We start from the raw sequence: 2,664 nt of genomic DNA, 5'->3' as shown, positions 1-2,664 counted from the left end.
GGCGAACGCGGCATCGATCCGGCCCGGCTCGCGCAATTGCGTGGCGAGTACGGCTTCGATCGGCCGGTGCTGGTGCAATATGGGCTCTATCTGTCGCGCCTCGCGCATGGCGATCTCGGCCGCTCGATCGTCACCCATGAGCCGGTGATTTCTGAATTCCAGACCTTGTTCCCGGCCACGATCGAGCTGTCGGTGTGCGCGATCCTGTTTGCGCTGTGCCTCGGCTTGCCGGCCGGCATCATCGCCGCGGTCCGCCGCAACTCCATCTTCGATCATGGCGTGATGGCGGTCTCGCTGACCGGCTATTCGATGCCGATCTTCTGGTGGGGCTTGCTGCTGATCCTGCTGTTTTCGGTGCAGCTCGGATGGACGCCGGTGTCGGGCCGGCTCGCGGTGCAATACTACATCGAACCGGTGACCGGCTTCCTGCTGATCGATACGCTGCTGGAGGGTGATTTCGGCGCGTTTCGCTCGGCCGCCTCGCATCTGGTGCTGCCGATGATCGTGCTCGGCACCGTGCCGCTGGCCGTGATCGCCCGCATGACGCGCTCCGCCATGCTGGAGGTGCTGGGCGAAGATTACATCCGCACCGCCCGCGCCAAGGGCGTGCCTCCTTTCCGGGTGATCGCGATCCATGGCCTCCGCAATGCGCTGATTCCGGTGGTGACGGTGATCGGGCTGCAGGTCGGCGTGCTGTTCACCGGCGCGATCCTCACGGAGACCATCTTCTCCTGGCCGGGCGTCGGCAAGTGGCTGATCGAAGGCATCAACCGCCGCGACTATCCGGTGCTGCAGGGCGGCACGCTCATGATCGGCGCGATCGTCATGACGGTCAATCTCCTGGTCGACGTCGCCTATGGCTTGATCAACCCCCGCATCCGGCACACACGATGACCACGGAAGCGCTCGAAACCACCGATATCGTGGCAGAGGCAGGCGCTCCGCCACAGCCGCTGTCGGAGTTCTGGTTCTATTTCAAGGCCAATCCCGGCGCGATGGCTGGCCTCGTCGTGATCGTGGTGCTGATGCTGCTCGCGCTATCGGCCGATCTCGTCGCGCCGCATTCCCCTGTCCTCACCAACAATGCGGCCTTCCTCAAGCCGCCGTTCTGGCAGCAGGGCGGCTCGCTGGTCTATCCGCTCGGCACCGACGCGATCGGCCGCGACATGCTGTCCCGTCTCATCCACGGCGCGCGGTTGTCGCTCCTGATCGGCATCGCCGTCGTGACGCTGTCGGTGATATCGGGCACGATCCTCGGCCTGGTGGCGGGTTTCTTCCGCGGCGTCGTCGAGATCGCGATCATGCGGCTGATGGACATCACCTTGACGCTGCCGAGTCTCCTGCTCGCGATCGTGATCGTCGCGATCCTCGGGCCGGGCCTGATGAACGCCATGCTGGCGGTCGCGATCGTGCTGCTGCCGCATTATGTGCGGATCGCGCGCGCCGCTGTCATCAGCGAGGTCTCGAAGGATTACGTCACCGCGGCCAAGGTTGCAGGCGCCGGCCGGCTCCGTCTGATGTTCAAGGAGGTGTTGCCGAACTGCGCCGCGCCTTTGATCGTGCAGGCGAGCCTCGGCATTTCCACCGCGATCCTGGATGCGGCCGCGCTCGGCTTTCTCGGTCTCGGCGCGCAGCCGCCCTCGCCCGAATGGGGGACCATGCTGGCGGATGCGCGCGAATTCGTGCTGCGGGCCTGGTGGGTCGTCACGTTTCCGGGCCTCGCCATCCTCGTGACCGTGCTGGCCTTCAATCTCCTCGGCGACGGACTGCGCGACGCGCTCGATCCCAAGCTCAAGCGATAGCGCAAGGTAGCAAAGGCGAACGGATGCCGCTGCTCGAGATTGAAAATCTGTCGGTCGCGTTTCCATCGCAGAACGGGATGGTGCGCGCCGTGGATGGCGTCAGCCTCGCCCTCGAGAAGGGCGAGGTGCTGGGGATCGTCGGGGAGTCCGGCTCCGGCAAGAGCGTCAGCATGCTGGCGCTGATGGGCCTCGTGCCCTATCCGGGGCGTGTCGAGGCGGAGAAGCTGTTGTTCGAGGGGCGGGATCTGAAAAACTTGTCGGAGCGGGCGCGGCGCGTGCTCACCGGCAAGGACGTCGCCATGATCTTCCAGGAGCCGACCACATCGCTCAATCCCTCATTCACGATCGGCTATCAGCTCGCCGAGACATTGCGCATCCACGAAGGGATGGACCGCAAGGCCGCGCGGCGGCGCGTGATCGAACTGTTGGAGCAGGTCGGCATTCCGGCCGCGGAGAGCCGGCTGTCGGCCTATCCGCACCAGCTCTCGGGCGGCATGAACCAGCGCGTCATGATCGCGATGGCGATCGCCTGCAATCCAAAGCTCTTGATCGCCGATGAGCCGACGACCGCGCTCGATGTCACCATCCAGGCCCAGATCCTCGATCTTCTGTTGTCCCTGCAGCGCGATCGCGGCATGGCGCTGATCCTGATCACGCACAACATGGGCGTGGTCTCGGACACGACCGAGCGGGTCGCCGTCATGTATGCGGGTCAGATCATGGAGCAGCGCCCGACGCAAAGCCTGTTCGCCTCGCCGCAGCATCCCTACACGGCCGCGCTGCTGGCGGCACGCCCGGAGGCGAGCGAGGGCGGACGGCTCGCCACCATTCCGGGCGTGGTGCCCGGAGCCTACGATCGGCC

General features: G+C 65.7%; 3 protein-coding genes. All 3 read left to right on the top strand.

The window, feature by feature from the left end:
• A partial coding sequence (locus JOZ76_RS26690; RefSeq protein ID WP_291703740.1) for an ABC transporter permease subunit occupies positions 1 to 894 on the top strand: 894 nt, incomplete at its 5' end.
• Positions 891 to 1,802, top strand: coding sequence for an ABC transporter permease subunit (locus JOZ76_RS26685; RefSeq protein ID WP_291703738.1), 912 nt, complete (start codon positions 891 to 893; stop codon positions 1,800 to 1,802). The genes JOZ76_RS26690 and JOZ76_RS26685, both read left to right, overlap by 4 nt.
• A gap of 23 nt (positions 1,803 to 1,825) precedes the next feature.
• Positions 1,826 to 2,664, top strand: an 839-nt coding sequence (locus JOZ76_RS26680) for an ABC transporter ATP-binding protein (protein WP_291703732.1), incomplete at its 3' end; no start/stop codon positions are given.

Origin of the sequence: Bradyrhizobium sp., from assembly GCF_019244115.1 — a bacterium.
GTDB lineage: Bacteria > Pseudomonadota > Alphaproteobacteria > Rhizobiales > Xanthobacteraceae > Bradyrhizobium.
This window is presented reverse-complemented; position numbering and strand designations above follow the sequence as displayed.